The sequence below is a fragment of the Streptomyces sp. NPDC006691 genome, from assembly GCF_042869955.1.
Taxonomy (GTDB): Bacteria; Actinomycetota; Actinomycetes; order Streptomycetales; family Streptomycetaceae; genus Streptomyces.
In genome coordinates this window covers 189,605-214,427 of record NZ_JBIAGW010000003.1, presented here as the reverse complement: position 1 = coordinate 214,427, position 24,823 = coordinate 189,605, and the positions used below count along the sequence as shown (strand labels likewise).

Below are 24,823 nucleotides of genomic sequence, written 5' to 3'. Positions count from 1 at the left end.
AACTGTGGGCCGTACGGCGGGTCGGGAGCCTACCCGCCCAGGAACGCCGTAATGCCGTCGGCGATCCCCTGCGCCGCCTTCTGGTGCCAGTCCGCACTCTTGAGAAGGCCCGAATCCCGGGAATCGCGCATGTTGCCACACTCGATGAACACCTTGGGAACGGTCGACAGGTTGAGACCGCCGAGGTCGCTCCGGGTGTCCAAGGCGGTGCCGCCGCCCACGTAGTTGGAGGCGTTCATGCCGGTGTCCTGGACGAACTTCCCCGCGATCCGCACACCGAGTTCACGCGAGGGCCCCACGATCGGGGCGGTGTCGGCGCCGCCGCCCTTCACCTGGGCGGGCAGGATGACGTGGAAGCCCCGCTGGCCCTGGGCCGCGCCGTCCGCGTGCACCGATACGACGGCGTCCGCCTTCGCCCGATTCCCGATCCGGGCCCGCTCGTCCACACACGGCCCGAATGCCCGGTCGCCGTCGTGGGTGAAGACGACCTTGGCGCCCTGCTTTTCCAGGATCGCCCTGATCCGGTGCGACACATCGAGGGTGAACTCGGCTTCCGTATAACCATCGTTGGTCTCCGTGCCGGTGGTGTCGCATTCCTTCTCGTTCGTTCCGATGTCCACCGGCTCATTGATCTCTTTTGTATGCCGGAAATTATTCGGATTGTGACCCGGATCGATGACGACGGTCTTTCCGGCGAGCGTCCCGGTGCCGGTGCCGCCACCGGCAGGCGCCGAGGGGGAGGGGGAGGACGCGGGGCTGCCCTGTGGGGTCGGGGTGCCGGTCCCGGGGCGCGAGGACTGCACGGTGTGGCTGGGCAGGGGCAGGACCTGCGGCGGCTTGTCGTCATGGCCGCCGGTCCCCTCCATCGCCTGCCACACGAGCCAGCCCGCGAGGGCGGTCGGCGCCAGCGCGGCGAGGGCGACGAGGGCCCGGCCGCGCACGCGGCGCGACCGGCTGTCCTGATTCGATGACTCGCTGTCGTACGACACGAGCCGATGCTAGCCGCGCCCTCCTCCCGCGCCCCGGCTCTCGGCTCCGCGCCGTGTCACCACGCGGCGGACGTGCGGCGCAGGACGCGCAGCGAGTCGGTGGCCGAGACCTCGGTGAACGCGCCGGACTCCAGGGCCCGCAGATAGACGCGGTACGGGGCCTGGCCGGTGAACTCGTCCACCGGGTCGGGGAAGACGTCGTGGATGACGAGGGTGCCGCCCTCGGCGAGCTTCGGCGCCCAGCCCTCGTAGTCGGCGCTCGCGTGCTCGTCGGTGTGGCCGCCGTCGATGAAGACGAAGCCGAGCCGGCCGCCCCACACCCGCGCCACCTGCGGGGAGCGTCCGACCACCGCGATCACGTGGTCCTCAAGGCCCGCCGCGTGCAGGGTCCGCCGGAAGGTGGGCAGTGTGTCCATCCGGCCCACCTCCGGGTCGACCACCGTCGGGTCGTGGAAGTCCCAGCCCGGCTGCTGCTCCTCGCTGCCGCGGTGGTGGTCGACGGTGACCGCGACCGTGCCGCTCTCGCGGGCGGCCTCGGCGAGCAGGATGGTGGAGCGCCCGCAGTACGTGCCGACCTCAAGCAGCGGAAGCCCGAGCGCACCGGCCGCGGCGGCCGCCTCGTACAGGGCGAGCCCCTCGCGTACCGGCATGAAGCCCTTGGCCGCCTCGAAGGCGGCCAGGATCTGAGGCTGGGGAGTGGCCACGGCCCGGCTCCTCGGGGTCGTAGGTGTGTGGGCGGTCCATGGTGCCGTACGCGGTCGGGGGCGCCCCGGGCGGGCGGGGTCCGACGGGGACGGGCGGAGCCGGGGCGACAGGCTCACAGCTGTCTGACCTTCCGTCAGATTGAAACGTGTTCTACTCTTGCGCCGTTCTGCCGGACCGGCGACGGATGGGGGCGTCCATGGGCATCGCGATCACGCAAGAGCAGCGGGAGCTGGCCGAGGCGGTGCGCGGCTGGCTCGCCCGGGCCGTGCCGGTGGAGAAGGTGCGCGGGATCCTGGACGCTCCGGAGACCGCGGGGAGCCGCCCGCAGTTCTGGGACGGGCTCGCCGGACAGGGGCTGCTCGGCATCCACCTCGGCGAGGAGTTCGGCGGGGGCGGCCTCGTGGAGCTCGCGGTCGTCCTGGAGGAGGCGGGGCGCGGACTGCTGCCCGGCCCCTACCTCTCCTCGGTGCTCGCGGCCGAGCTGCTGCGCCGCGCCGGACGGCAGCACGCCCTGGTCGCGGACATCGCCGAGGGCCGCACGGCCGCGGCCGTAGCGCTCGGCGCGGGCACGCTCTGTGCCGTCGAGGGCCCGGGCGGCTGGGTCCTGGACGGCACCGCACCACCCGTACTGGCAGCCGGGCAGGCCGAGTTGGTGATCCTCGCGGCCAAGGCCCACCACCGCACGCTGTGGCTCGCGGTGGACGCCGAGGCGCTGTGCGTGCGCACCCAGCACAGCACCGACCCGACCCGGCCCACCGCCGAGGTCCGGGCCGAGGGCGTCGTGGTCCCGGCGGACCGGATCCTGGACGTGGACTCGGCCCTGGTGCGCGACCTGGCCGCCGTCCTCTTCGCCGCCGAGTCCTGCGGCACGGCGGCCCGCACGCTGGAGATCGCGGCCGAACACGCCAAGGTGCGCGAGCAGTTCGGGCGCCCCATCGGCCAGTTCCAGGCCGTCAAGCACCTGTGCGCGGACATGCTCGTACGCCTGGAACAGGCTCGCGCGCTGGTGTGGGACGCGGCCCGCGCCACGGACGAGCCGGCCCAGGTGCGCGGCCTGGCCGCCTCGCTCGCCGCCGCCACGGCCGTGGACGCGGCCTGCTCCTGCGCCAAGGACTGCGTCCAGATCCTCGGCGGCATCGGCTTCACCTGGGAACACGACGCCCACCTGTATCTGCGCCGGGCCCTGGTCGCCCGCCAGCTCCTGGGTGCCGGGGACGGCCACCGGCTGCGGGCGGTGCGCCTCGCCGGCGGGGGTGCCCGGCGCGAGCTGCGCATGGAGCTGCCGCCCGAGGCCGAGAACTTCCGTGAGCCCGCCCGGGCGGTGATCGACACCGCACGGGGCCTCGACCCGGGCGCGGCGCGCCGGGCCCTGGCCCCGACCGGCTACGCGGCCCCGCACCTGCCGGCCCCTCATGGCCTGGGTGCGGGGCCGGTCCAACAGCTCGTCGTCCAGGAGGAGTTGAGGAAGGCCGGGGTCAAGGTGAGCGGCCTCGGGATCGCCACCTGGGTGGTGCCCTCGCTGCTCGCCCACGGCAGCGGGCCCCAGCAGGACCGCTTCCTCGCGCCCACGCTGCGCGGCGAGCTCCTGTGGTGCCAGCTGTTCTCCGAACCCGGCGCCGGCTCCGACCTCGCCTCGCTGCGCACCCGGGCCGAACGCACCGAGGACGGCTGGCGGGTCACCGGGCAGAAGGTGTGGACGAGCGCCGCGCAGTGGGCGGACTACGGCATCCTGCTGGCCCGCACCGATCCGGCGGCCCCCAAGCATCGGGGGCTCACCTATTTCCTCGTCGACATGAAACGGACCGAGGGCATCGACATCCGCCCCCTGAAGGAGATCACCGGGGACGCCCTCTTCAACGAGGTCTATTTCGACGGGGCGTTGCTGCCGGCCGACGCCGTGGTGGGCGAGGTGAACGGCGGCTGGCAGGTCGCCCGCACCACCTTGGGCAACGAACGCGTCCACATGGCCGACCAGGTCGCCTTCGACACCGGTCTGGAGGCGCTGATCGACCGCTCCGGCCGGCTCGACGGGGCGTACCGGGCGCGGATCGGAGCGCTCGCCGCCGAGGCGCACGCGCTGGCCTGCATCGGCCTGCGCACCACCATGCAGCAGGTGTCCGGCCTGGAACCGGGCGCGGGGGCCAGCGTGCGCAAGCTCGTCCAGACCCCGCACCAGCAGAAGGTGGCGGAGCTCACGCTCGAACTCCTCGGCCCCGAGGGCGCGGTGGCCGAGGGCCCGGGGGAGCGGGCCGTGCACGGCTTCCTCATGTCGCGCTGCCTGACCATCGCGGGCGGCACCACCCAGGTCCAGCTCAATGTCGTCGCCGAGCGCATCCTCGGCCTGCCCCGAGACTGAAGGGTCCCTGTCGTGAAGAGTGCGATGAAGAGTTACGTCGTCGGTGTCGGCATGACGAAGTTCGAGAAGCCGGAGTCCCGGGACTGGCAGTACTGGGACATGGCGAAGGAGGCGGGGAGCGCGGCGCTCGCGGACGCCGGGGTCGACTACGACGTGGTGGAACAGGTCCCCGTCGGCTACTGCTTCCAGGCCTCGACCGCCGGTCAACGGGCCGTGTACGAGCTGGGGTTGACGGGTGTGCCCGTCTACAACGTCAACAACAACTGCGCGACGGGGGCGAGCGCGCTGATGCTGGCGCGGCAGTTCGTGGAGGGCGGCGTCAGCGACTGCGTGCTCGCGCTCGGCTTCGAGAAGATGAAGCGGGGCGCGCTCGGCGGCGGCTCGGACGGGGGCGACTTCGCGACCTCCCCCGTGGCCCGCCACTACGGGATCATGGCGGCCCGGCACGGCTTCGAGATGACACCGCCCACCGCGCAGATCTTCGGCAACGCGGCGCGCGAGCACATGGAGCGGTACGGGACGACCGCGGCGCAGCTCGCCGCGGTGGGCGCCAAGAACCACCGGCACTCGGTGAACAACCCCAACGCCCAGTTCCAGGACGCCTATGCGGTGGAGGAGGTCCTCGCGGCGAAGACCATCCACCGGCCGCTGACCAAGCTCCAGTGCTCGCCGACCTCGGACGGGGCGGCGGCCGCGGTCGTTGTCTCGGAGCGGTTCGTGGAACGGCACGGCCTGGGCGACCGGGCGGTGGAGATCGCCGGGCAGGCGATGACGACGGACACGGAGGAGTCCTTCGCGTCGGGGAGCTGCATCGACGCGGTCGGGGCGCCGATGTCGCGGGAGGCCGGGCGGCAGGCCTTCGAGCGGTCGGGCCTCGGCATCGAGGACGTCGACGTGATCGAGCTGCACGACTGCTTCTCGATCAACGAGCTGCTCACGTACGAGGCGTTGGGGATGTGCGGGGCGGGGGAGTCGGGAAAGCTGATCGAGTCCGGCGCGACGACGTACGGCGGACGGTGGGTGGTCAATCCCTCCGGGGGCCTGATCTCGAAGGGGCATCCGCTGGGCGCGACCGGGCTCGCGCAGGCGGCCGAGCTGGTGTGGCAGTTGCGCGGGGCTGCGGGGGCGCGGCAGGTACCGGGTGCGCGGGTGGGGCTGGCCCACAACATCGGGCTGGGGGGAGCGGCTGTCGTCACCGTGCTGCGCCGCTGAGTCTCCCCACCCGCCCCTTTCCGAGCTCCCGGGGGGCCCTCGCGGAAAGGGGCTGTAACGGGCGCCCGGCGCATGCGACCATGACCCGCATGGCTCATGCGTCCGCAGACACGCACATATCCACCCCCACCCGAACCCCTCGAACCTGGCCCGTCGTCCTCGCGGCCTGCGCGGGGCAGTTCCTCGTCGTCCTGGACGTGTCCGTCGTCAACGTGGCCCTTCCCTCCATGCGCTCCGGCCTCGGCATGAGTGCCGGCGGGCTCCAGTGGGTGGTCAACGCGTACGCCATCGCCTTCGCCGGGTTCATGCTGCTCGGCGGCCGCGCCGGCGACCTCTACGGGCGCAAGCGGATGTTCCTCGTCGGGCTCGGCCTGTTCACCGCGGCCAGCCTCGGCGGTGGCCTGGCCCAGGAGGGCTGGCAGCTGCTGCTCGCGCGTGCCGCACAGGGACTCGGGGCCGCGGTTCTCGCCCCGGCCACCCTCACCATCCTGACCGCCGCCGTCCCGGAGGGCGCCGCCCGTACCCGGGCGATCGGCACCTGGGCCGCGGTCGGCGCGGGCGGCGGGGCCGCGGGCGGCCTGGTGGGCGGGGTGCTCACCGACGTCCTGTCGTGGCGCTGGGTGCTGCTGATCAACGTGCCCGTGGGCGCGCTCGTGCTGGTCGGCGCGGCGCTCTGGATCACCGAGTCCCGTGCCGGGCTGCGCCACCGCCTCGACCTGCCGGGCGCCGTCCTCGTCACGGCGGGGCTCGCGATCCTCTCGTACGGCATCGTCCAGACGGAGCAGGGCGGCTGGGGCGCGGCCGGGACGCTGGTCCCGCTCATCGGCGGCATCGTGCTGCTGCTCGGATTCCTCGCCGTGGAGAGCCGTACCGCCGCGCCGCTCATGCCGCTGCGGCTGTTCCGGCTGCGGGCCGTCTCCGCCGCGAACGCGGTGATGTTCGTGTGCGGCTCGGCGATGTTCTGCACCTGGTTCTTCATGACCCTGTACGCGCAGAACGTGCTCGGTTACACACCGCTCGGCGCCGGGCTCGCCCTCATTCCGAGCTCGCTCAGCGTCGTCGTCGGCTCGAAGCTGGCGCCGCGCCTGATGCCGAGGACCGGGGCGCGGAACCTGACCGTGCTCGGTGTCCTGATGACCGCGGCCGGGTTCGGCTGGCAGTCCACGATGCGGGCGGACGACCCGTACTGGATGTCGATCCTGGTGCCCGGCATCCTCATGATGACCGGCGCGGGGCTGGCCACGACTCCCCTTGCGGCACTGGCCACTTCGGGAGCCGCGCCGAGCGAGGCCGGCCTGGTGTCGGGGCTGATCAACACGTCCCGCACGATGGGCGGGGCGCTGGGTCTCGCCGTCCTGTCCACCGTCGCCGCCGCACGGACCGGAGCGGTCCAGACTGCCGAGAACCTCACCGCCGGATACGCGCTCGCCTTCCGCGTCGGCGGCTTCGTCCTGCTCGGCAGCGTGGCCCTCGCCCTGGTGTGGCTGCCCCGGGCGACGGGCGCCGCCCGGCGGGCCTGACCGTTTCGCCCCGCTCTACAGCCAGCCCTGCTGACGGGCCGAGCGGACGGCCTCCATGCGGTTGCGGGTGCCGGTCTTGCCGATCGCGGACGACAGGTAGTTGCGGACCGTCGACTCCGACAGGTGGAGCTTGCCCGCGATGTCGGCGACCGTCGCGCCGTCCACCGAGGCGTTCAGCACATCGCGCTCGCGGGCGGTCAGGGGGCTCGGCCCCGCGCTGAGGGCGGCCGCCGCGAGCGCCGGGTCGATGACCGTCTCGCCGCGCAGCACCCGCCGGATCGCCTCCGCCAGGTCCTCCACCGGACCGTCCTTGACGAGGAACCCGGCGGCCCCCGCCTCCATGGCGCGGCGCAGATAGCCGGGGCGGCCGAAGGTGGTGAGGATCAGGACCCGGCAGTCCGGGACCTCCGTCCGCAGATCCGCCGCCGCGTCCAGACCGCTGCGGCCCGGGAGTTCGATGTCGAGCAGGGCCACGTCGGGCCGCGAGACGAGCGCCTCGGGGACGATCCTGTCGCCCGCCGACACCTGCGCGACGACCTCCATGTCCTCCTCAAGGCCGAGCAGCAGCGCGAGCGCGCCGCGCATCATGCCCTGGTCCTCGGCGAGGAGGACTCGTACGGATTTGGCGGGTCGCTGGTCCTGGGGCATCTCGTCCACGGGCAAAGGGTATGCGGGCCCGGGGGTCAGTGGGTGCCCGGGGCGCTGGTGAGTTCGGCGTCGAGGGCGGTGTCCTCGGGATCGACGGGGAGTTCGGCGCTCACCTGGAAGCCGGTGCGGGGCGCGGGGCCCGCGCTCAGGGAGCCGCCCGCCGCGGCGAGGCGTTCGGTCAGGCCCTTCAGGCCGTTGCCGCCGATCCGGGGGGTCGGCGCGGGCGCGGCGGGCGCGCCCCTGCCGTTGTCGGTGACGGTGAGGGTGACCCGTTCCGGGGTGCCGTCGACCACGATCTCGCAGCGGCTCGCGGCACTGTGCCGCACCACGTTGGTGACCGCCTCGCGAACCACCCAGCCCAGCAGCGCCTCGGCCTGCGCGGGCAGCGGCGGACCCGACTGGCGCACCACCGGCTCGACTTCGGCGGCGCTCAGGGCCGAGCGGGCCCGGTCGAGCTCGGTGGAGAGGCTGCCCTCGCGGTAGCCGGTGACCGCCTCGCGGATCTCGGTGAGGGCCTGGCGGCCGACCGACTCGATGTCGGCGACCTGGCCGAGCGCCGCGTCCAGGTCGCGCGGCGCGATCCGGCGGGCCGCCTCCGACTTCACCACGATCACGGACAGCGTGTGGCCGAGCAGGTCGTGCAGGTCGCGGGAGAAGCGCAGGCGCTCCTTCTCCACCGCGGTACGGGCCAACTCCTGCCGGGTGTCCCGCAGTTCACGGACCGTCTCGGACAGCGAGAGCAGCGCCGCGATGACCATGCCGGACAGGAACGTCCCGTACGCGATGGTCATGTTGTCCCAGGGGTCGCCCGTCTTGATGCCCGAGATCACGCCCACCGAGACCGCGAGGACGATGATCACGTAGCCGAGCCGCTTGTCCCGCAGGGCCGCGCCGCAGGTCAGCGAGAGCAGCGGGAAGAACAGCAGCCACACCCCGCCGTAGCCGAGCCCGAGGGCGTAGGTGACGGCGGTGAGGGCGCCGAGCATGGCCAGGGTCGACCGCTGCGTGCGCCGGCGTTTGTCCAGGGCGCGGAAGGCGACCAGGGCGTACAGGACGGCGAAGGCGAGGATGCCGAGGCCGCCGAGCACGGGGTGGGCCACCCTGCCCTTGGCCACCTCGACGACCGGTCCGGTGCCCATGAGGAGCCACGGCAGGAAGGTGTAGCCGTTGGCGGGCGGGCCGGGGAGATCGGTGGCCTCCTCGCCCCGCGAGGGCAGCTTCGGCAGCAGTGGTGGCATCTGGTTCTCCCCGTACTGAAGGCTCATGGGCTCGCCCGGCCCCCGGCGCCCGGTGCTCACGCGGTCCGCGTGCCCGCGGTCCACGCGGTGTGCGCGCCCGGCGTTCACGCGGTCCGCGCGGACCGACGGTAGGAGACCACGGCATAGGCGCCGAAGGCCACCAGCCAGGCTCCCATCAGCGCGACGGTGGCCAGTCCCGGGGCGTGGCCCTGCGAGGTGGCCCAGCCGAGGTCGGCGAAGCGGTGGGTCGGAGTGTACTCGGCGATCCTCCGCAGCCAGCCGGGGAAGGCGGAGACCGGGAACCACAGGCCGCCCAGGATCGCGAGCCCCATCAGGCAGGCCACGTTGACCACCCCCGTGGCCTGCGCGGACAGCCGGTAGCCGTTGCCGAGCCCGAGCATCGTGAAGGGCAGCGCCCCGATCCACAGCAGGAGCGTGAGCACGACCCACTGCCAGGCGTCCAGGCGGACGCCGTTGATCAGCGCCCCGGAGAGCAGCACCGCGAGGATGCCGGGCAGTACGGTCACCGAGCCGCTGATCGCGCGCCCGGTCACCACCCGGGTCGGCGCCAGCGGCGCGATCCGCAGCTGCCGCAGCCAGCCGATCGCCTTGTCGGCGGCGACCCCGGTCCCGGCGTTCATGGCGGCGCCGAGCGCCCCGTAGGCGGCCATGCCGATCATCGACTGGACCTTCCAGGCGTCGCCGTCGCCGCCTCCGCCGATGTTGGTGAAGAGCAGGTACATCAGCACCGGCATCCCGATGCCGAAGACCACGAACGAGGCGTCGCGGAGCGTGCGCCGCATCTCCAGCTTGATGTACTCGAACATCAGACGGTCTCGCTCTCGGATGCGGCGGTGCGGGGCTGGCTTACGGTGCGGGGCGGGTGCGCGGTGCCGGCGCCGTGGGCCGTGCCGGTCCCGTGTGCGGGGCCCGGTCCGGCCGCGGGGCCGGGTTCGTGCGAGGTGAGGGAGAGGAAGGCGTCCTCCAGGCTGGCGGGGGCGACTTCCAGGCGGCGCACCGCACCCATCGCGGCGAGCGCGACGACGGTGGCGTCCGAGTCGTCCGTGCGCAGCCGCGCCCGGTCGCCGCGGACCTCGACGGCGACGACGCCCGGAAGCAGCGAGAGCCCCTCGGTCGCCGTGCCCGCGAGGTCGAAGGAGACCAGGTTGCCGCCGGCCGCGCGCTTGATGGTCTCGCCGGGACCGTCGGCGACGATTTGGCCCCGGTCGATGACGACGATGCGGTCCGCGTTGTCGTCGGCCTCTTCGAGGTAGTGGGTGGAGAACAGCACGGTGTTGCCCCGGCCGGCATAGGTGCGCATCGACTCCCAGAACGCGCGGCGCGCCTCCACGTCGAGCGCCGCGGTGGGCTCGTCGAGCAGCAGCAGTTCGGGGTTGCCGGCCAGCGCCATCGCGAACCGCACCCGCTGGGTCTGGCCGCCGGAGAGCTTGTCGACCCGCCGGTCGGCGAACTCGGTGAGCCCGGCCAGGGCGAGCGCCTCGGCGACCGGCATCGGCTTCGGGTACATGCTGCCGATGAAGAACACCAGCTCACGCACGGTCACCCGGGGAATCGGCTGCCCCTCCTGGAGCATGGCCCCGATCAGCCCCTCCCGTACCGCCCGCTCCGGGGTGCGCCCGAAGATCCGCACCTCGCCCGCGTCCGGCTCGTTCAGGCCGAGCAGCAGGCTGATGGTGGTGGACTTGCCGGCCCCGTTGCGGCCGAGCAGGGCCACGGTCTCGCCGCGCCCGATGGTCAGCTCGGCGCCGTCCACGGCCCGGACCGCCCCGTAGGACTTGACCACCCCGCCGAAGTGGACCGCGGTGGCGCTCTGTGTCGTCATCTGCGTCATGTCCACGACGTTACGGCGCGCGCGGGTCCCGCCCCAGATGCGCTTGTACGGACCCGGGCAGGACAAATGTCCTGGGGCGCCCCCGCCGAAAGTGGCGGCCGGCGGTTCACCCCAAGGGATCTGACGGTGCGTCAGTAGCCTTCACAAGTGCCGGGGCGTGCGCTATACCTAGGGGCCATCGGCCTAGAACGCGTTCTAGAACGACGGACGGGTCCTCGGTCCGGTCCAGTACGACCTCGGTGCGGCCGACGGTGCGGACGGCCGCACCGAGGTCTTTTCCCCGTGCCCGCACAACGCTCAAGGAGCAGCGTCCACATGCCCATTGATGCCGCGAAGGCGATCGCCGCCGAGCCCCGGTCCACCGAGATCACCTGGGACCACAAGGACGTGCAGCTCTACCACCTGGGTCTGGGCGCCGGTACGCCCGCGACCGACCCCGACGAGTTGCGCTACACCCTGGAGTCCCGGCTGCATGTGCTGCCCTCCTTCGCGACCGTCGCGGGCGCCGGCATGGGCGTGGTCGGCGGCCTGTCCGCGCCGGGCATCGACGTGGACCTCGCCGCGGTGCTGCACGGGGGCCAGGCCATCACCGTGCACCGGCCCATCCCGGTGGGCGGCAGGGCCACCTCGACCTCCAGGGTCGCCGCCGTCCACGACAAGGGCAAGGCGGCCATCCTGGTCCTGCGCACCGAGGCCGCCGACGCGGACGGCCCGCTGTGGACCAGCGACGCGCAGATCTTCGTACGCGGCGAGGGCGGCTTCGGCGGCGACCGGGGGCCCTCGGTCCGGGTCGAGCAGCCCGACCGGGACCCGGACCAGGTCGTAGAGCGCCCGGTCCGCGAGGAACAGGCCCTGCTCTACCGCCTGTCGGGCGACTGGAACCCGCTGCACGCCGACCCCGACTTCGCCAAGCTGGCCGGCTTCGACCGGCCGATCCTGCACGGGCTCTGCACCTACGGGATGACGCTGAAGGCCGTCGTGGACACGCTCCTCGGCGGCGATGTGGCCCGTGTCCGCTCGTACGCCACCCGCTTCACCGGGGTCGTCTTCCCGGGCGAGACCCTGCGCATCCGGATGTGGTCGGGCCCCGGCCGCGTCCAGGTGTCGGTGACGGCCGTCGAGCGGGACGACGCGCCGGTCCTGTCCGACACGGTCGTGGAACACAACTGAGCTGTGTTTTCCGGTACTTGACGCACCACCTGTTTCGGTACTTGAGGGGATCGAGGGGAGCCGCACCATGCGCGCAGCCGTACTGCACGAGATAGGCCAGGACAAGCTCGACGTGGTGGACGACATGGAGGCGACCGGCTTCGGCCCGGGGAAGGTCAAGCTCCGCGTCCGCGCCACCGGCCTGTGCCACTCCGACCTCTCGGCGATGAGCGGGGTGCTGCCCCAGCCCGCGCCGTTCGTGCCGGGACACGAGGGGGCGGGCGAGGTCGTCGACGTCGGCGACGGCGTGACGAGCCTCCAGCAGGGCGACCGGGTCCTGATGTGCTGGCTGCCCGCGTGCGGGGCGTGTCCGTCCTGCAAGCGCGGCCAGACCCAGCTCTGTCTGGCCGGGTTCATGAACGCCGGCACCCCCAACTTCCGGCGCTCCGGCGGTGATGTGTTCGGCTTCGCGGGCACCGGCACCTTCGCCGAGGAGGTCGTCGTGGCGGCCGGCTGCGCGGTCCCGATCCCCGACGACGTGCCGTACGAGATCGCGGCCCTGATCGGCTGCGGGGTGACCACCGGACTCGGCGCGGCCATCAACACCGCGAAGGTGGAGGCCGGTTCGTCGGTCGCGGTCATCGGCTGCGGCGGCGTCGGCATCTCCACCATCCAGGGCGCCCGGGTGCAGGGCGCCGCCCAGATCGTCGCCGTCGACCCGGTCGCCTCCCGGCGCGAGGCGGCGCTCAGGTTCGGGGCCACCGAGGCGGTCCCGCCCGAGGAGTTCGCCGACGCCAAGCAGCGGATCACCGCGGGCGAGGGCTTCGACTACGTCTTCGAGGTGGTCGGCCGCTCCGCGACCGCCCGCACCGCGTACGAGAACACCCGGCGCGGCGGCACCCTGTGCGTGGTCGGCGCGGGCGCCATGGACGACTTCTTCCAGGTCAACATGTTCGAGCTGTTCTTCGACGAGAAGCGGATCCTGCCGTCCATGTACGGCGGCGGCGACGTGCTGCGCTCCTACGAGCGGGCCATCGCGCTGTGGCGGGCGGGCCGCATCGACCTGGAGGGCCTCATCACCCACCGGGTGCAGCTCGCCGGGATCAACGACGCGCTCGACCAGATGCGCAGCGGCGAGGCGCTGCGCACCTGCATCGCGATCTGACCCCCTTCGGCTCCACCTCATCGATCCATCCGACTGCGAGAGGATCCAACCGGCATGGCAGCACAGCCACTTGAAGGCCTGTCCGCGATCGTGACCGGGGCCGGGCGCGGGCTCGGCCGGGCCGAGGCGCTGGAACTCGCCCGGCTCGGCGCGGCCGTCGTCGTCAACGACTTCGGGCAGCCGGGCCGCGACGGTTCGGGCCAGGCCTCGAAGGGCCCCGCCGAGGAGGTCGCCGCCGAGATCCGGGCCGCGGGCGGGCGGGCCACCGCCCACACCGGGGACGTGGCCGACCACCAACAGGCCAGGGAACTGGTCCAGTTGGCCATCGACACGTACGGCAAGCTCGACATCCTGGTCAACAACGCGGGCATCCTGCGGGACCGGATGATCTTCTCGATGAGCGAGTCCGAGTGGGACTCGGTGATCCATGTGCACCTCAAGGGGCACTTCAACACCACCCACTTCGCCGCCGCCCACTGGCGGGAGCGCTCCAAGGCGGCGGGCGCCCCGGTCTACGGCCGCATAGTGAACACCTCCTCGGAGGCCTTCCTCGCCGGGTCCGCGGGCCAGCCCAACTACGCGGCGGCCAAGGGCGGCATCGTCGGGCTCACCACCTCGACCGCGCTCGCGCTCGGCAAGTACGGGGTCACGGCCAACGCGATCTGCCCGCGCGCCCGTACGCGGATGACGGAGGACGTGTTCGCGGGCTTCCAGGAGCCGGGGGAGGGGCAGCTCGACCCGCTGGCGCCCGAACACGTCTCGCCGCTCGTGGGCTATCTGGCCTCGCCCGCCGCGGCCAAGGTCAACGGGCAGCTGCTCGTGGTGCACGGCGGCATGGTCGCCATCGTCGAACGGCCCAAGGTGGCGGCCAAGTTCGACTCCGCGAAGGAGGTCTTCTCGTACCAGGAGCTGGACGAGCTGATCTCCCCGTATTACGCGGACAGGCCCGCGAACGAGACCTTCGCCGCGGCGGAGGTGCTCGGGCTCAAGCGGGACTGACCGGCGGAGGGGAAGGAGAAGGCCCCGGGGTGGTCCACCCCGGGGCCTTCTCCTGTCCGGCCGTTCAGCCGTTCAGCCGTTCGCGCCCGAGCTCTCCTCGCGGCGGTGGCGCCCGTGGGCCGGCGTCGCCGAGTCCTCCGTGGCGGCCGCCCCGCCCCGGTGCTTACCCGCGCTGTCGGACCCCGTCTCCTGCGGACGGGTGTCGGTCTGGTTGGACATGAGCTGTGGTCACCCCGTAGTCGTCTGCGCCTGTGCGTCGTACAGCGGGCGATTCTAACGATCCCCCGACGGCTCCCGACGGCCGGTCAGGGGCGCCTGCCCGAGCGGTACGGGCTTGGCCGCGACGGGCGGCGCGGGCTCCGGCGGCGGTGCGGGCGGGGCCGGCGCAGGGTCCGGCGGCGCGGGTACGTCGAGCAGCGCGCAGGGGCTCGCCCCGGTGACGTACGGAAGCCTCAGCACCCCCTCCGGCGTCCACAGCCCGGCTCCCGTCAACCACCCCTGTGGCGCGGCCAGTTGGTGCAGATGGCGGCCCGCCGGGCGCCAGATGCCGACCCAGCTGCCGCCCGCCGCGTCGATGCGCAGCGCCACCGCGCAGGACTCGGGCATCAGGACCTGGCCGGGCTGTATGGCGAACGGCGTCACGGCCGCGTCGGCCAGGCGCAGGCACTCGGGGAAGCGCACCGGGAGCGCGGAGCCGAGCACGCCCCAGCCGAGCCGGTCGTGACCCGGGGCGTCCGAGCGGATCAGGAGCAGCCCGCTGTCGGCGTCCGCGAGCAGCAGCCGGTCGTTGCTGTCGTCGGTGATCTGGAGCAGCTCGGTGACCTCGCCGCCGCGCTCCAGGTCGACGGCGACCGTCTTGGTGCGCCCGTCGAGCTCCCGGTCCAGGGCCAGCATCCGGCCGGTGCGGTCCAGCCACACCCCGCCCGAGCAGCGTCCCTTGAGCCGGGCCACCAGCTCGGGGCCGAACGCGCCGCCCGCCACCAGCCACAGCGCGGTGGAGTCGGCGCCCACCGCGAGTGCGTAGGCGCAGCTGCCGTCCGGCGACGGCGGGAGCAGCGTCAGCTCGTCCGGCCCGGCGTCGACCGCCCCGAGCGGCAGTTCGCCGGTGGCCGGTCCGGTCGGGTAGAGCAGGGCGAAGGAGTGCCGGTCGGCGACCCGGCGATGGATGAGCACCCGGCCGTCGGCCATGGGCAGCACCCCGGCGTCGGGCTCCTCCGGCTGGTTGCCGGGGAGCGGCACCGCGTACGGCTCGGGGCCGTCGAGCGTCCAGCGCTCGGGGAACCAGGCCGAACCGCCGCCCTCGTCACGCACCAGCCGCGCGGCGTAGGCGCCGTTCGCGGTGATCGTGAATCCCGTACCTCCGACCGCGCCGCCGTCGGCCGCGGTCTCGATGGCCAAAGCCGTCATCTGATGGCTCACCTCCGGCCACCGAAGCTAGTTTTCGCACTTCCGGGCGGACAACACGAGACCACTCGCTTCACACCAAAGGGTGGCGGCCGGACGATTCGGCTGTGTGGGGGGCGGGAGATGTGCAGGAACGATTTATGTAAGGTTAGGCGAACCTAAGCCACGTTGGCCGGAATCCTTCGGCCGCCGAGGCAGGTGCCCTGGTGCCCGCCTCTCCCGTCGCGCTGTCCCGTTCGTCCTTTCCCCGCCGTACAGGAGCCTGAGATGTCCCTACGCCGCCGCGGCACCGCCGCCGTCGCCCTCGCCGTGGCCGCCGGCCTCTCGCTCGCGGCCTGCGGAAGCGGCGACGGCGGGGACAAGGGCTCCTCCTCGGCCCCGGGCAAGGCGGACGCGGGCAAGGCGGACTCCGGTGGCAAGAAGTCCGTCGCGCAGGGCGGCAAGGACTTCGCCGCGGCGGCCGAGAAGACGGCGAAGATGGGCACCGACGCGGCGCCCGGCGCGTTCCCGCGCACGGTCGACCACGCGATGGGGAGCACCGAGATCAAGGCGCGGCCCAAGCGGGTCGTCGTCCTGGACGTCGGCGAGTTCGACAACGTCGTGTCGCTGGGCGTCCAGCCCGTCGGCTACGCGCCGACCGAGGGCGACGAGGGCATCCCCAGCTATCTGAGGAAGGGCGCGGGCGACCCGAAGAACGTCGGCACGATCAACAGCCTCAACCTGGAGGCCATCGCCGCGCTCAAGCCGGACCTCATCCTCGGCAGCCAGCTGCGCGCCGCCGACAAGTACAAGGAACTCTCCAAGATCGCGCCGACGGTCTTCTCGATCCGCCCCGGCTTCCCCTGGAAGCAGAACTACCTCCTGAACGCCGCCGCCCTGGACAAGACCGCGGACGCGAAGGCGAAGCTCGCCGCGTACGAGACCAAGGCCAAGCAGCTCGGGACCGACCTCGGCGCCGACAGGCCGACCGTCACGATGCTGCGCTACATGCCGGGCAAGGTCCGCCTCTACGCGAAGGCCTCCTTCATCGGCACGATCCTCGACGACGCCGGCATTCCGCGCCCCAAGAACCAGCAGGCCGTCGATCTGGCGACCGAGGTCGGCCCGGAGACCATCGACCGGGCGGACGCCGACTGGATCTTCACCGGCGTCTACGGCGACCCCAAGAAGTCCAAGCGGGACAGCGCCGAGTCGAACCCGTTGTGGAAGAACCTGAAGGCCGTCAAGGCCGGGCACGCCAAGGACGTCAAGGACGAGACCTGGTACCTCGGGCTGGGCGTCACCGCCGCCGATTCCGTCCTGGACGACCTGCGCGGCTTCCTCGTCCAGAAGTAACCGGGTCCCCCGTCGCGGAGCCGCCGCGAGGGCTCCGGCCCCTCGCACCCCGGCGGCCGGACGGCGGGGCGCGGAGCGCAGGTAACCTGTTCCCGTGCCCCGTCTGTCTGAAGTCATCGCCGCGCTCGACGCCCTCTGGCCGCCCGAGCGGGCCGAGGGGTGGGACGCCGTCGGCACCGTCTGCGGCGACCCCGAGGCCGAGGTGCACCGGGTCCTGTTCGCGGTCGACCCCGTCCAGGAGATCGCCGACGAGGCGCTGAAGCTGGGCGCCGACCTGATCGTCACCCACCACCCGCTCTATCTGCGCGGCACCACCACGGTCGCCGCCGGCCACTTCAAGGGCCGCGTGGTGCACACCCTGATCAAGCACGACATCGCCCTGCACGTCGCGCACACCAACGCCGACACCGCCGACCCGGGCGTGAGCGACGCCCTCGCCGGCGCGCTCGACCTCCGGGTCGTGCGGCCCCTGGTGCCCGACGCCAGCGACCCCTCGGGGCGCCGGGGCCTGGGCCGGGTCTGCGAGCTGGACCACCCGACCACGCTCCGGGAGTTCGCCGCCCGCGCCGCCGCGGCCCTGCCCGCCACCGCGCAGGGCATCCGCGTGGCGGGCGACCCGGAGGCGCCGGTGCGCACGGTCGCGGTCAGCGGCGGCTCCGGCGACAGCCTCTTCGACGCCGTACGCGCCTCGGGCGCCGACGCCTTCCTCACCGCCGACCTGCGCCACCACCCGGTGTCCGAGGTCGTACAGCACGGACCGCTCGGTCTGGTCGACGCCGCGCACTGGGCCACCGAGTGGCCCTGGTGCGAGCAGGCCGCCGCCCAGCTCGACGAGATCTCCGACCGTCACGGCTGGGACCTCAGGGTCCACGTCTCGAAGACGGTCACCGACCCGTGGTCCGCCCACCACACCTCCCCTTCTATTGATGGAGCCCCCAACTGAACGCCGCGCCCGCCGACCAGATCCGCCTCCTCGACGTACAGGCGCTGGACGTACGCCTGTCGCAGCTCGCCCACAAGCGGAAGTCGCTGCCCGAGCACGCCGAGATCGAATCCCTGACCAAGGACCTCACGCAGCTGCGTGACCTGCTCGTCGCCTCGCAGACCGAGGAGAGCGACACCGCCCGCGAGCAGACCAAGGCCGAGCAGGACGTGGACCAGGTGCGCCAGCGCGCCACCCGCGACCAGCAGCGCCTGGACTCCGGCGCGGTCTCCTCGCCCAAGGACCTGGAGAGCCTCCAGCGCGAGATCGCCTCGCTCGCCAAGCGCCAGGGTGACCTGGAGGACGTCGTCCTCGAAGTGATGGAGCGCCGCGAGGCCGCCCAGGAGCGCAACGCCGAGCTCACCGAGCGGGTCTCCTCCGTCCAGGCCAAGGCCGACGACGCGACCGCCCGCCGGGACGCCGCGCTCGCCGAGCTGGACTCCGAGGCCGCCTCGGTGACCAAGGAGCGCGAGATCGTCGCCGGTTCCGTGCCGGCCGACCTCCTCAAGCTGTACGACAAGCTCCGCGAGCAGCAGGGCGGCGTCGGCGCTGCCCGCCTCTACCAGCGCCGCTGCGAGGGCTGCCGTCTGGAGCTCAACATCACCGAGGTCAACGAGGTCAAGGCCGCCGCCCCCGACACGGTGCTCCGCTGCGAGAACTGCCGCCGCATCCTGGTGCGCACCTCGGAATCGGGTCTGTAAGTGCCTTCCGCGGTACGGCAGTTCGTCGTCGAGGCCGACGGCGGCTCCCGGGGCAACCCGGGGCCCGCCGGGTACGGCGCGGTCGTCCTCGACCCGGCGACCGGCGAGACGCTCGCGGAGGCCGCCGAGTTCATCGGCGTCGCCACGAACAACGTCGCCGAGTACAAGGGCCTGATCGCGGGGCTGCGTGCCGCGCGGGAACTCGACCCGGCGGCGAGCGTACGGGTCCGCATGGACTCCAAGCTGGTCGTCGAGCAGATGTCGGGCCGCTGGAAGATCAAGCACCCGGACATGCGGCCGCTGGCCGCCGAGGCGGCGCGGATCCTGCCGCCCTCGCAGGTGTCCTACGAGTGGATCCCGCGCGAGCGGAACAAGCACGCCGACCGGCTCGCCAACGAGGCGATGGACGCGGGCAAGCGGGGCGAGCGCTGGTCGCCCTCGCGGTCCACGGCCGACCTCTCGTCCGGGGCCGACGCGAGCGCGGCCCGGGTCGTCGGGGACGCGGCGGCCGGCGCGGCCCGGGCGCGGGCTGCGCTCGCGGGTGCGGGTGCGGGTGCGCACGCGGGCGCTGGCGGGGATGCTGGCTCTGGCGCTGGTGGTGATGCCGGTGTTGGGACCGGTGCCGGTGCCGGTGCCGCTGCGCTGGTCTCGGCCGGCGTTCCGGTGGGCGTCGGGGGCGCTGCCTCAACTTCCGCGCAGGGTACGGCTGTTGGGTCCGCGCCGAGCGTCGGCTGGGGGACCTCCGCCGATCTGGGGGCGCCCGCCACGTTCGTCCTGCTGCGGCACGGTGAGACGGCGCTCACGCCCTCGAAGCGGTTCTCCGGCAGTGGCGGGAGCGACCCCGAGCTCTCGGCGGTCGGGCGCGGCCAGGCCGAGCGGGCCGCGGCGGCCTTCGCCGAGCGCGGCACGATCGAGGCGATCGTGTCCTCGCCGCTGCGCCGCTGCCGCGAGACGGCGGCCGCGGTGGCGGCGCGCCTGGGGCTCGACGTGCACATCGAGGAAGGCCTGCGCGAAACGGACTTCGGGGCGTGGGAGGGGCTCACGTTCTCAGAGGTCCGCGAGCGCTACCCGGACGACCTCGACGCCTGGCTCGGCTCCGCCAAGGCCGCCCCGACGGGCGGTGGCGAGAGCTTCGCCACGGTGGCCCGGCGGGTGGCGGCGGCCCGGGACCGCCTGATCGCCGCGTACCCGCGACGCACGGTCCTCGCGGTGACCCATGTGACCCCGATCAAGACCCTGGTCAGGCTGGCCCTGGGGGCGCCCCCGGAGTCCCTGTTCCGGATGGAACTCTCGGCGGCCTCCATCTCGGCGGTCGCCTACTACGCGGACGGCAACGCCTCGGTGCGGGTGCTGAACGATACGGGGCACCTGCGGTAGCGCTCCGCTGGGGCGGGCCGGTTCGGGGGTGCGGGACGGCTGGGGCTGTCCAGGCCCCGCGCCCCTCGGAGCGTGCTTCGGTGCGGGCCGGCTGTGGCTGGTCGCGCCCGCGGCGGGGTCGCCCGACGTAACAGGCATGCGGCCCTCAAGGGCGCTGTAGTGCCGCCGCCTCGCGGGTCAGGGATTCGACGCGGGCCCAGTCGCGTTCGGCGATCGCGTCGGGCGGGAGCATCCAAGTGCCGCCCACGCAGCCCACGTTGGGCAGGGCCAGGTATGCGGGGGCCGAGGTGGGCGAGATGCCGCCGGTCGGGCAGAAGCGGGCCTGGGGGAGCGGGCCCGCGAGGGACTTCAGATAGGCCGTGCCGCCCGCCGCCTCCGCCGGGAAGAACTTCATCTCGCGTACGCCCTGTTCGAGCAGCGCCACGACCTCGGACGTCGTGGAGACCCCGGGCAGGAACGGCACCCCCGAGCCCTGCATCGCGTCGAGCAGCGCGGGCGTCCAGCCCGGGCTCACCAGGAAGCGGGCCCCGGCGCCGACCGCCTTGGCGACCCCGGCCCGCGATATCACCGTGCCCGCACCCACCACCGCGTCCGGCACCTCGGCGGCGATGGCGCGGATGGCGTCCAGCGCGGCCGGGGTGCGCAGGGTGACCTCGATCGCCGGGAGCCCGCCCGCCACCAGCGCCCGCGCGAGCGGCACGGCGTCGGCGGCGTCGTCGATGACCACGACGGGGACGACGGGCGCGAGGTCCAGGACGGAGACGGGGGAGGCTGCGGGCACGGCGGAGGACGTCATGCGCCCATCCTGCCGGTGCCCTGCGGTCTGTGCAACGAGCGTTGCACATGTTGCAACATGCCGTCGCAACATGCCGTCGGTGGTCTAGTGGATCTGGGTCATGACCACGTCCAGGGACCAGGCGCGGCCCGTCTTGGCGGGAGCCTCGGCCTCCACGACGTATCCGAGTCCGCGCAGGGTCTCGACGAGTTCGGCCGGACCGGCGGGGCCGGCTCCCGAGGTGAGCAGGTCGCGCACGATCCGGCCCTTGGTCGCCTTGTTGAAGTGGCTGACGACCGAGCGCTTCTCGACGCCGTCGACGATCTGCGAGTGCAGCACCCGCACCGTGGCCGTGCGGCTCGCGACGTCGCCCTTCGGCTTCCAGGCGGCGGCGTACGCGGAGGAGCGGAGATCAAGGACGAGGCCCGTGCCCGCGGCCTCAGTCAGCACCGGGTCCATCACACCTCGCCAGTACGCCCCGAGCGCGCCCAGGCCGGGCAGCTTGACGCCCATCGAGCAGCGGTAGGAGGGGATGCGGTCACCGGTGTGCACCGCGCCCCAGAGGCCCGAGAAGACCAGCAGCGACTTCGCGGCCCGGCGCTTGGCGGCCGCGTCGAGCGACGCGAGGTCGAGGGCGTCGTACAGGACACCGGTGTAGATCTCTCCGGCCGGCCGGGTGCCCGCGGTGCGCAGCTCGACGTTCTTGGCGACCTCGCCGCGCAGCCCCTCGCTGAGGCCGAGCACCTCGCGGGCCTTCTCCTCGTCGCCGGCGCACAGCTCGACGAGCTCGTCCAGGACAGCCGCGCGGGCCTCGGCGAGCCCCGGCAGGGACAGCGACTCCGCCTTCAGGGGCACCCCGCGCCCCGAAGCGGCCTTGCCTTCGGAGGGCGGCAACAGCACCAGCACGGCGATTCTCCTTCATGTACGTACGGGGGAGGGGGTGCGGCCCCTCGCGCCAGGGTACGGGGACGCTGCGCTGTGCTTGACCAGCCTCGGTGTGCCCAGCACCGAAGAGCCCTCGGGGTTGCACGGGGCTCTGCCCCGGACCCCGCTCCTCAAGCGCCGGAGGGGCTGGTTTGGCCCTCCCCGGTACCGGAGAGCTCTTGGGGGCGCGGGGGCTTCGCCCCGGTCCCGGCTCCCAGGTGCCGGAGGGGCTGGTTTTGGTTTCCCCGGTATCGGAGAGTCCCCGGGCCCACACGGGGCTCTGCCCCGGACCCCGCTCCTCAAGCGCCGGAGGGGCTGGTTTGGCCCTCCCCGGTACCGGAGAACTCTTGGGGGCGCGGGGGCTTCGCCCCGGTCCCGGCTCCCAGGTGCCGGAGGGCTGGTTTTGGTTTCCCCGGTATCGGAGAGTCCTCGGGGGGCTCTGGGCCCCGGTCCCGGTTCCTGAAGCGCCGGAGGGGCTGGCCTACCCCGGCCCGGGCCGGGGTAGGCAGCGGGGGGCACGACATGCCGCACCCCCCGCCCCGCCCTACGCTCGAAGACATGCCCAGCCGTCACCTCCGCGTACAGGGCGCCCCCGCGGCCCCGCTGTGCGCCGCACTCAGTGCGCTGCGTGCCTCGCTCGACGTGCCCGCGGACTTTCCGGCGGATGTCCTGGCCGAGGCGGAGCGGGCCGCCGCCGCGCCACGGCTGCCGTCCTACGACGCGACCGGCATCGAGCTGTTCACCATCGACCCGCCCACCTCCACCGACCTCGACCAGGCGATGTGCCTGGAGCGCCGGGCGGGCGGCGGCTACCGGGTGTACTACGCGATCGCCGACGTCGCGGCCTTCGTCACCCCGGGCGGCCCCCTGGACGCCGAGGCACACCGCCGGGTGACCACGCTCTACTTCCCGGACGAGAAGACCCCGCTGCACCCCACCGTGCTCTCCGAGGGCGCGGCCAGCCTGCTCCCCGACGGGGACCGGCCCGCACTGCTGTGGTGCGTCGACCTGGACGCGGACGGCGCGACCACCGGCACCGATGTGCGGCGCGCCCTGGTCCGCAGCCGCGCCAAGCTCGACTACGAGGGCGTGCAGAAGCAGATCGACACCGGCACCGCGCCCGACTCCCTCGCCCTGCTGCGCGACATCGGCACCCTGCGCGAACAGCAGGAAGTGGCCCGCGGCGGCATCTCGCTGAACGTTCCCGAGCAGGAGATCGTCGAGCACGACCACCACTACGACCTCAGCTACCGTGCCCCGCTGCCCGCCGACGGCTGGAACGCCCAGATCTCCCTGCTCACCGGCATCGCGGGCGCCCAGCTGATGCTGGCGTACGGCACCGGCATCCTGCGCACGCTGCCCACCGCCCCGGACGGAGCGGTCGCCCGGCTGCGCCGCTCGGCCCAGGCGCTGGGCATCGACTGGCCCCACCACGTCCCGTACGCGGCGGTCGTCCGCTCCCTCGACCCGCGCGAGCCGAACCACGCCGCGTTCCTCCAGGAGTGCACCTCGCTGCTGCGCGGCGCGGGGTACACCGTGTTCACCGGCGGCACCGCGCCCGCGCTCGCCGTGCACGCGGCGGTGGCCGCGCCGTACACGCACTGCACCGCCCCGCTGCGCCGCCTGGTGGACCGGTACTCCGGTGAACTCTGCCTGGCCGCGGTGGCCGGGCAGGACCCGCCGGACTGGGTCGCGGCGGCGCTCGACGAGCTGCCCAAGGAGATGGCGCAGGGCACCGCCCGCGCCAACACCGTGGAGCGCGAGAGCGTGGACATCGTGGAGGCGGCGCTGCTCAAGGACCGGGTGGGTGAGGTGTTCGAGGCGACGGTCGTCGACGTGAAGGACCAGCAACCGACCGTCGGGACCGTCCACTTGGCCGATCCGGCGGTGGTCGCCCGCATCGAGGGCGGTGGGAGCCTCCCGCTCGGCGAGCGCCTGCGCGTCCGCCTCACCCAGGCCGACCCGGGCACGGCGAAGGTCCTGTTCGCCCCGGCGTGAGAGCCCGGGCGGCTACGCGGATGCGACGGCCGCGGTCAGCGCCTTCGCCAGCTCCCCGGACTCGTCCGCGTGGAAGCGCACGGACGTCACCTCGCGCCGCTTTCCCAGGAGTTGCACATAGGTGACGGGCTCGGACAGTTCCACGGCGAGGGAGGTCTGGGCGCCGACGGAGAGTTCCAGCACGTCGTCCGGCACCGCACTGACCGCCCCTTGGAACTTCAACTCCTTGCGGACGGCGGCTATGTGGGCCAGCGGGATCACCAGGTCGACCCGGGCGCCGACGCGGATCCGCAGCGCGTCGCGGCTGAGGACGTGCGGCCGGGTCACGGCCGCGGCCTGCATGCCGAGCACCAGGACGACCGTGTAGAGGTCCAGTACGAGCAGCACCGCGTGCACCGCCGGCCACTGCCGCACCAGGAAGGAAACCCCCACGGTCTCGATGGCGCAGACGAAGGCGATCCCGTACACCGTCGCCGCCTGTGGCCGCGCATACCCGAACGCCCGCTCTTCCGGGCCCACTTGGTGGCCCCGGCGGCCGATCCACAGAGCGAAGCTGTGGAGCACACGCCCCTCGTGCGCGGCCAGCCGTCGCAGCGCGCCGGGATGCCTCTGGCGTCTCATTCCCTCTTCCCCTCCGTCGTGTCCGTCATCGTGCCCGGCCTCTCCGGGGTCTCCGTGCTCTCCGTGGTCTCCGTGCTCTCCGTGGTCCCGATCTTCTGCATCGCCCGTCGGACCGCCTCCGCCTGGGCGCGCGCGAAGTCGGCGAAGAACGCCTTGAGCACACCCTGGTCGGCGGCGGCCTCCGCGCCCGCCGGGATCTGCGCCGCGAGATCGGGCGGCAGGCAGTCGGCGAGTGCCCGCGCCGCCGTCTCCACCCGGGAGTCCGCCGGATCGGCGTCCGCGAGATCGTCGAGCAGCGCGTAGACCCGGCGTGCCCGCTCGGCGGCTCCGGGTGCGGCGGCCATGGAGCGCATCGCGGCCACGAGGCGGCCCCGCTCCTCGGGGGGTGCGGCGGTCTCCAGGAGAGCGAGCAGTTCACGGTCCTTCGCGGCCATGGCCGAGTTGTCGTCCTGCGGTCCCAACTCCGCGAAGAAGTCCGCCAGTTCGGGGGAGAGCTCGTCGTCGGCGGTCAGGCGCCCGTCGGCTGCCCGGGTGAGCAGCGCGGCAAGGCGCGCTCGCCGAGTGCGGATCTCCGCCTCCTGGCGGGCCAGGTCGGCGTCCAACTCGCCCAGAACCTCGGCCAGTTCGTGCCCCGCGTCGTCGGCGATGACGTCCCGCACCTCGTCCAGGCCGAGGCCCAGCTCCGTCAGCCGCCGGATGCGGGCGAGCGCGACGGCGTCCCGCACCGAGTACTGCCGGTAGCCGTTGGCGAGCCGGGCCGGCTCGGGCAGCAGGCCGAGGTGGTGGTAATGGCGTACGGCCCGCGTGGTCACCCCCACCAGCGCGGCGATCTCCGAGATCCGCATGCCCTCATTAGAAACGTTGACGCTGCGG

General features: G+C 73.2%; 23 protein-coding genes. 11 read left to right on the top strand and 12 right to left on the bottom strand.

Annotation, left to right across the window (positions count from 1 at the left end):
• Window positions 1–29: 29 nt before the first annotated feature.
• Window positions 30–989, bottom strand: a complete 960-nt coding sequence (locus ACFYNP_RS07735) for an N-acetylmuramoyl-L-alanine amidase (protein WP_388408022.1) — start codon at window positions 987–989, stop codon at window positions 30–32.
• A gap of 56 nt (window positions 990–1,045) precedes the next feature.
• Entirely contained in the window at window positions 1,046–1,639 is a 594-nt protein-coding gene (locus ACFYNP_RS07730; RefSeq protein WP_388408500.1) for a class I SAM-dependent methyltransferase, read from the bottom strand.
• A gap of 251 nt (window positions 1,640–1,890) precedes the next feature.
• On the opposite strand from ACFYNP_RS07730, the gene ACFYNP_RS07725 reads away from it, so the two are divergent.
• The 3 genes from ACFYNP_RS07725 to ACFYNP_RS07715 all read left to right on the top strand — a co-directional run bounded on the left by ACFYNP_RS07725 (window position 1,891) and on the right by ACFYNP_RS07715 (window position 6,782).
• Complete coding sequence (locus ACFYNP_RS07725; protein ID WP_388783559.1) at window positions 1,891–4,050, top strand: acyl-CoA dehydrogenase; 2,160 nt, start codon at window positions 1,891–1,893, stop codon at window positions 4,048–4,050.
• Between the two features lie 24 nt (window positions 4,051–4,074).
• Window positions 4,075–5,262, top strand: a complete 1,188-nt coding sequence (locus tag ACFYNP_RS07720) for a lipid-transfer protein (protein ID WP_388784282.1) — start codon at window positions 4,075–4,077, stop codon at window positions 5,260–5,262.
• Between the two features lie 80 nt (window positions 5,263–5,342).
• The gene (locus ACFYNP_RS07715) at window positions 5,343–6,782 is read left to right on the top strand and encodes an MFS transporter (protein WP_388783556.1); all 1,440 of its coding nucleotides are present in this window, start codon (window positions 5,343–5,345) and stop codon (window positions 6,780–6,782) included.
• A gap of 15 nt (window positions 6,783–6,797) precedes the next feature.
• Here ACFYNP_RS07715 and ACFYNP_RS07710 read toward each other — a convergent pair whose 3' ends face one another.
• The 4 genes from ACFYNP_RS07710 to ACFYNP_RS07695 all read right to left on the bottom strand — a co-directional run bounded on the left by ACFYNP_RS07710 (window position 6,798) and on the right by ACFYNP_RS07695 (window position 10,520).
• A complete protein-coding gene (locus tag ACFYNP_RS07710) occupies window positions 6,798–7,430 on the bottom strand; it encodes a response regulator (RefSeq protein ID WP_388784279.1) in 633 nt (210 codons plus the stop codon).
• A gap of 35 nt (window positions 7,431–7,465) precedes the next feature.
• A complete protein-coding gene (locus tag ACFYNP_RS07705; protein WP_388784276.1) occupies window positions 7,466–8,668 on the bottom strand; it encodes a sensor histidine kinase in 1,203 nt (400 codons plus the stop codon).
• A 104-nt stretch (window positions 8,669–8,772) separates the two neighbouring features.
• Window positions 8,773–9,495, bottom strand: a complete 723-nt coding sequence (locus ACFYNP_RS07700; protein WP_388408030.1) for an ABC transporter permease — start codon at window positions 9,493–9,495, stop codon at window positions 8,773–8,775.
• Window positions 9,495–10,520, bottom strand: coding sequence for an ATP-binding cassette domain-containing protein (locus tag ACFYNP_RS07695; RefSeq protein WP_388408033.1), 1,026 nt, complete (start codon window positions 10,518–10,520; stop codon window positions 9,495–9,497). Before ACFYNP_RS07695 ends, ACFYNP_RS07700 begins: the two co-directional genes overlap by 1 nt.
• A 315-nt stretch (window positions 10,521–10,835) precedes the next feature.
• Here ACFYNP_RS07695 and ACFYNP_RS07690 point away from each other — a divergent pair, with 315 nt between their 5' ends.
• The 3 genes from ACFYNP_RS07690 to ACFYNP_RS07680 all read left to right on the top strand — a co-directional run bounded on the left by ACFYNP_RS07690 (window position 10,836) and on the right by ACFYNP_RS07680 (window position 13,833).
• Window positions 10,836–11,690, top strand: coding sequence for a MaoC/PaaZ C-terminal domain-containing protein (locus tag ACFYNP_RS07690; protein WP_388408035.1), 855 nt, complete (start codon window positions 10,836–10,838; stop codon window positions 11,688–11,690).
• 67 nt (window positions 11,691–11,757) lie between these two features.
• Complete coding sequence (locus tag ACFYNP_RS07685; protein ID WP_388783554.1) at window positions 11,758–12,834, top strand: Zn-dependent alcohol dehydrogenase; 1,077 nt, start codon at window positions 11,758–11,760, stop codon at window positions 12,832–12,834.
• Window positions 12,835–12,888: 54 nt separating this feature from the next.
• Window positions 12,889–13,833, top strand: a complete 945-nt coding sequence (locus ACFYNP_RS07680) for a 3-oxoacyl-ACP reductase (protein WP_388783552.1) — start codon at window positions 12,889–12,891, stop codon at window positions 13,831–13,833.
• A gap of 72 nt (window positions 13,834–13,905) precedes the next feature.
• Here ACFYNP_RS07680 and ACFYNP_RS07675 read toward each other — a convergent pair whose 3' ends face one another.
• Both ACFYNP_RS07675 and ACFYNP_RS07670 read right to left on the bottom strand, forming a co-directional pair.
• On the bottom strand, window positions 13,906–14,052 hold the full coding sequence (locus ACFYNP_RS07675) for a hypothetical protein (RefSeq protein WP_388408042.1): 147 nt from the start codon (window positions 14,050–14,052) through the stop codon (window positions 13,906–13,908).
• 54 nt (window positions 14,053–14,106) lie between these two features.
• On the bottom strand, window positions 14,107–15,240 hold the full coding sequence (locus ACFYNP_RS07670) for a hypothetical protein (protein ID WP_388783550.1): 1,134 nt from the start codon (window positions 15,238–15,240) through the stop codon (window positions 14,107–14,109).
• 264 nt (window positions 15,241–15,504) lie between these two features.
• On the opposite strand from ACFYNP_RS07670, the gene ACFYNP_RS07665 reads away from it, so the two are divergent.
• From ACFYNP_RS07665 to ACFYNP_RS07650, 4 genes are all read left to right on the top strand, one after another.
• Complete coding sequence (locus ACFYNP_RS07665; protein ID WP_388783547.1) at window positions 15,505–16,572, top strand: ABC transporter substrate-binding protein; 1,068 nt, start codon at window positions 15,505–15,507, stop codon at window positions 16,570–16,572.
• Between the two features lie 94 nt (window positions 16,573–16,666).
• The gene (locus ACFYNP_RS07660) at window positions 16,667–17,515 is read left to right on the top strand and encodes a Nif3-like dinuclear metal center hexameric protein (protein WP_388408051.1); all 849 of its coding nucleotides are present in this window, start codon (window positions 16,667–16,669) and stop codon (window positions 17,513–17,515) included.
• The gene (locus ACFYNP_RS07655) at window positions 17,512–18,255 is read left to right on the top strand and encodes a zinc ribbon domain-containing protein (protein WP_388408510.1); all 744 of its coding nucleotides are present in this window, start codon (window positions 17,512–17,514) and stop codon (window positions 18,253–18,255) included. The genes ACFYNP_RS07660 and ACFYNP_RS07655 overlap by 4 nt, the downstream gene beginning before the upstream one ends.
• Window positions 18,256–19,632, top strand: coding sequence for a bifunctional RNase H/acid phosphatase (locus ACFYNP_RS07650; RefSeq protein WP_388783545.1), 1,377 nt, complete (start codon window positions 18,256–18,258; stop codon window positions 19,630–19,632). It abuts the gene before it with no gap.
• A gap of 145 nt (window positions 19,633–19,777) precedes the next feature.
• Here ACFYNP_RS07650 and eda read toward each other — a convergent pair whose 3' ends face one another.
• Both eda and yaaA read right to left on the bottom strand, forming a co-directional pair.
• Window positions 19,778–20,428 (bottom strand): bifunctional 4-hydroxy-2-oxoglutarate aldolase/2-dehydro-3-deoxy-phosphogluconate aldolase, encoded by a 651-nt coding sequence (gene eda / locus ACFYNP_RS07645; protein WP_388783542.1) that lies wholly within the window; start codon window positions 20,426–20,428, stop codon window positions 19,778–19,780.
• An 84-nt stretch (window positions 20,429–20,512) separates the two neighbouring features.
• Window positions 20,513–21,313 carry a peroxide stress protein YaaA gene (gene yaaA, locus ACFYNP_RS07640; protein ID WP_388783539.1) on the bottom strand — a complete coding sequence of 267 codons (801 nt, stop codon included), beginning with the start codon at window positions 21,311–21,313 and terminating at the stop codon, window positions 20,513–20,515.
• Between the two features lie 576 nt (window positions 21,314–21,889).
• Here yaaA and ACFYNP_RS07635 point away from each other — a divergent pair.
• Complete coding sequence (locus ACFYNP_RS07635) at window positions 21,890–23,329, top strand: RNB domain-containing ribonuclease (protein ID WP_388783537.1); 1,440 nt, start codon at window positions 21,890–21,892, stop codon at window positions 23,327–23,329.
• A 12-nt stretch (window positions 23,330–23,341) separates the two neighbouring features.
• On the opposite strand, the gene ACFYNP_RS07630 is transcribed toward ACFYNP_RS07635, so the two are convergent.
• Both ACFYNP_RS07630 and ACFYNP_RS07625 read right to left on the bottom strand, forming a co-directional pair.
• Window positions 23,342–23,950, bottom strand: coding sequence for a hypothetical protein (locus ACFYNP_RS07630; protein WP_388783534.1), 609 nt, complete (start codon window positions 23,948–23,950; stop codon window positions 23,342–23,344).
• Complete coding sequence (locus ACFYNP_RS07625) at window positions 23,947–24,795, bottom strand: MerR family transcriptional regulator (protein WP_388783531.1); 849 nt, start codon at window positions 24,793–24,795, stop codon at window positions 23,947–23,949. Before ACFYNP_RS07625 ends, ACFYNP_RS07630 begins: the two co-directional genes overlap by 4 nt.
• Window positions 24,796–24,823 lie beyond the last annotated feature (28 nt).